The sequence below is a fragment of the Spirosoma sp. 48-14 genome (genome assembly GCF_001898575.1).
Lineage (GTDB): Bacteria > Bacteroidota > Bacteroidia > Cytophagales > Spirosomataceae > Spirosoma.
Map to the genome: position 1 here is coordinate 35,636 of NZ_MKUD01000075.1, position 3,948 is coordinate 39,583.

Consider the following 3,948-nt stretch of genomic DNA (forward strand, 5'->3'; position numbering starts at 1 on the left):
GTCCGAACCGTTCCTGGGAATTCAACGTCCGGCAGAACGGCGTGGACATCAGTTCCGACCCGTTCGGTTACCCGGAAGCGTATTATAATCCACCCATGCAGGCCGTTGACCGCATTGAGCTTATTCGGGGGGGCGCGTCACTGCAATATGGCCCTCAGTTTGGCGGGTTGCTCAACTACGTGCTGAAGAAACCGGCGACCGATAAACCGATTGCGGTCGAATCGCAGCAGTCGGTGGGCAGCTACGGACTGTTTTCGACCTATAATTCGGTGGGTGGCACGGCAAGACGATGGCAGTACTTTGGCTATGTCAATTACCGTCGGGCCGATGGCTGGCGCGACAATAGCCGCTACAACATTTTCAACGGCTTTGCCTCAATTAGCTATGTAGTGTCGAACCGGCTCAAAATCGGGGCGGAAGTGTCACGGGCCTATAGCGTCAATCAGCAGCCGGGTGGCCTGACCGATGCTCAGTTTGCCCAGAATGCCCGGCAAAGTGCGCGGCCACGTAACTGGTTCAACGTACCCTGGACCGTTCCGTCTGTCACCGTCGATTATGCCCTGAGCGACCGTACCCGGCTCAACCTGAAGGTACACGGGTTGTTCAGCGAGCGCAACCAGATTGGTTTTGTCAGTGCCATTACCAACGCCGACATACCCAATGCGGGCGGTCAATTAGCGAACCGGACAATCGACCGCGACACCTACCGCAACTGGGGCAGCGAACTAAGGCTTATCAGCCAATACAACGCGCTGGGCCGTCAGCATACCTTGTCGGCTGGTATTAAGTACTTCAACGGCTTCACCGACCGGCGGCAGCAGGGTAAAGGCGACATTGGCTCGGATTTTAACCTGACGCTACAGGATGCGGCCTACCCCCGCGCCCTTGCGCTACGCACCACCAACGTAGCCGCTTTTGCGGAAAACCTGTTCCGATTAAGCCCGCGCTGGAGCCTTACGCCCGGTGTGCGCATCGAAATGCTTGATAATAGCATATCGGGTCGCTACAGTTTTGCCACCAACGGGGTCGAAAATCAGGTTAGCCAAAGCCGCAGCCGGACGTTTGCTCTGGTCGGTGTGGGAACCGAATACAAGCTGGCTTCCTTTGCCACGTTTTACGGAAACTATTCGCAGGCGTATCGTCCCGTCACCTTTGGTGATCTGACACCCGCTGCCCTGACTGATTTTGTGATTGACCCGAACCTGCGCGACGCGCGTGGCTACACGCTTGATGCCGGTCTGCGGGGGGCATACCGTAAGTTCCTGACCTACGACTTGGGAGTTTATTATTTGAACTACGCTAATCGGATTGGCACCCTGACCCGCCTGAATGAAGCCAACCGCCCCTACCAATACCGGACGAATTTAGGCCAGAGCGTAAGTAAGGGCGTAGAAGCCTATGTCGAAATTGATCCGATAGTAGCATTGGCGGGCCGCTCAAAAGTGGGGTACATAAGTTTGTTTACCTCACTGGGTTTTACGGATGCCCGCTACCTGGATTTGCCTACGGCAACCGTCACGAACGGTCAACTCGTAGAAGGGAACCTACAGCGTAAATTTGTGGAGAACGCCCCGCAATTTATTGGCCGTTTTGGCTTGAACTATACCTACCGCACCTTTACGCTCACAGCCCTGCTAAACCGGGTGGGCAAAGCGTACAGCGATGCCAATAATACTGAAAACGCCACTGCCAATGCCCAAACGGGGCCAATTCCGGCGTATCAGGTAATAGACGTATCGACCTCGCTTCGGAGGAAGCGATATCTGTTTAAAGCAGGGGTTAATAACTTAACGGATGAACGCTACTTTACCCGGCGGGCTGGGGGGTATCCGGGGCCGGGTATTCTGCCCGCCGACGCACGTAATTTTTACGTGACCGTCGGCATTAAGTTGTAATGACTGTAACTCGGAGAAACATGAGTCATCCCGAATTTTGAGTCCATAAGTGGGTGAAGGCAATTCGGATCCGATAAAGCGGTGCTGAGGCTTCTCGGCACCGCTTTGCCGTTCGGTGGCAACCCAATCGTAAGAGTAGTTGCTGCCAGTGACTAAGTTCAGCCCGTAGTAAGGAGAGTAAAAAGGCGTATAACAAAGCCACGATCATCATTAACTTAAGGCGGTTTTCCCAGAACCATAAGCGAGGAGATTCTAAGGCCAACTCCGATTTGGTATAGCGGAAGGAGGTCTCAATCTGCCAACGACGGGCATAGGCAAAGACCAGTTGCCAAGCCGACTCCACCGAGTTAATGGCTTCGTTGGTCAGCAAATACCAAGGGGTACGACCCTTGCCAGGGCGAGATACAATCAAATACAGAGGCACATCTGGATAAGCGGGATGCCTTACTGGCTGATAGATAATACCTGTTTTTCGAGTACACTTGTGGACGGCATCATAGACTAACCGATGATCAACGGAGCGTTTGCCACGGGTTATTTCCCACGTCTTTATCAATTCTCCCGCCTGATTGAGTAAGCGGTATTGGGTTTGCCATCGAATCAGACCTTTCAGATTGGCCGTCAATAGCTTTCCTAATCAAGCTTGGGAGGCATAGCCCCGATCAAAGATATGGAAGACAGTCTGACCAAAACGATGGGTTAGTTCCGTCAAGATATCACTGAGCACATCTGCCCCTTGACGAGCATGTTCACCCCGTCTAGTCCACCACGCAAACTCATACAGGCAGGGGGCTCCGCTGGCCCCTGCCAATAAAATACCTACCCATTCCAGACCGGGCACACAAACCGGTTTGCCGTCAGGTGGATTGAAATAGCCGGGTCGAATACGTTTGAGTCGGCGGGCTTTACTACTGCGAACAGCCCCCAGATCTTCACTGGCCAGTGTCTCTGGTTTCTCCATCACACTTTCATCCCAGAGCACCAATACGCGTTGGCCTTGCTGATGAAGTTGCTCATAAAACGTCTGGGCTTTGGCACGAATGCTTGTCTGGATCAGGGTATGACTCCAATGAGGACTTCTGAGTAGGTTAGAGATTCGTTTAGTGCCTGCTGGAGCTTGACGGGCAGAGAGCAGATGTTCGCCTAGTTCGCTCAATAGCAGTCCCTGATTTCGATGCCGAAAGCGCAGTAAGGTAATCAGAAGTTGGCTAAAGGTGCGCACTAACCGCACATCTATCAAAGTGGTTAACTCCTCCAGGATACTGTGGGTAAACTGGGTTAAGCGCTGTTGATAAAAAAGGCCCACGGATTGTGGCCATTCTTGTTCAGAATTGGTTTGTTTTGCAGCAGTATTCATTAGAAAACCTCCTGTTTTGTAGTTTGGCGACCACAAAGTTCAGGAGGTTTTCGCTTGTTTAGTCAGACCCTAAAATTCGGGATGACTCATGTTTTTTTGTGGTAACTTTAACAAGCCTACAAGACCGTTCGTCACTTCTGATGGTTAAACGAAAACTCTACTATGCAAACACTTTACATCAAAAATATGGTTTGCTGAGGTGGGTCGGTTTAGCCGGACACTTGTGATTGAGAGTTGTGATTGAAATTAGCTTGATAATACTGCTTTTCAAAGTTGATCGGCGACATGTACCCCAAAGACGAGTGCAACCGGCGAATGTTGTAGTAGCCCTCGATATAGTTAAACAATTCATCGTGAGCATCTTGCAGGGTTTCAAAGCAACCATCTTCGAGCAATTCAGCCTTTAAACGACTCCATAAAGACTCCGCATGAGCATTCTGGTAGGGGTTCTCTTTTTCGGCCATACTTTGCTCACACTTCCACTTGTCGAGCCGCTTTCTAAACGTTTTACCAAAATACTGCCCACCTTGATCCGAATGAATAATCAAACCCGGCTGGGGGCGACGTAAAGTAGTAGCCTGATCGAAAGCTCTGATAAGCAGACTTTCCTCCATCGACTTAGTAATCAACAACTCACGATTACGGGGTATCATGGCTTGCGCTGGTTGGGAAAAAGTCAGACGCTGACACGCGCAA

Annotated in this window: 4 protein-coding genes; 1 reads left to right on the forward strand and 3 read right to left on the reverse strand. The window is 51.3% G+C overall.

All coding sequences use genetic code 11. The annotated features are described in order from the left end of the window. Positions 1-1,895, forward strand: a 1,895-nt coding sequence (locus BGO59_RS31575; RefSeq protein WP_293690926.1) for a TonB-dependent receptor, incomplete at its 5' end; no start/stop codon positions are given. Between the two features lie 25 nt (positions 1,896-1,920). On the opposite strand, the gene BGO59_RS31580 is transcribed toward BGO59_RS31575, so the two are convergent. The 3 genes from BGO59_RS31580 to BGO59_RS31590 form a co-directional block, all read right to left on the reverse strand. Continuing rightward, the gene (locus BGO59_RS31580; protein WP_218964889.1) at positions 1,921-2,520 is read right to left on the reverse strand and encodes a hypothetical protein; all 600 of its coding nucleotides are present in this window, start codon (positions 2,518-2,520) and stop codon (positions 1,921-1,923) included. Positions 2,521-2,532: 12 nt separating this feature from the next. Continuing rightward, entirely contained in the window at positions 2,533-3,252 is a 720-nt protein-coding gene (locus BGO59_RS31585) for a hypothetical protein (protein ID WP_218964890.1), read from the reverse strand. A 209-nt stretch (positions 3,253-3,461) separates the two neighbouring features. Next, the coding region (locus BGO59_RS31590) for an integrase core domain-containing protein (protein WP_293690931.1) at positions 3,462-3,948 on the reverse strand (487 nt) is incomplete at its 5' end.

Excerpts from the sequence above, each read along its gene's own strand:
- BGO59_RS31585 (WP_218964890.1), bottom strand. The coding sequence starts at position 3,252 with ATGAATACTGCTGCAAAACAAACCAATTCTGAACAAGAATGGCCACAA.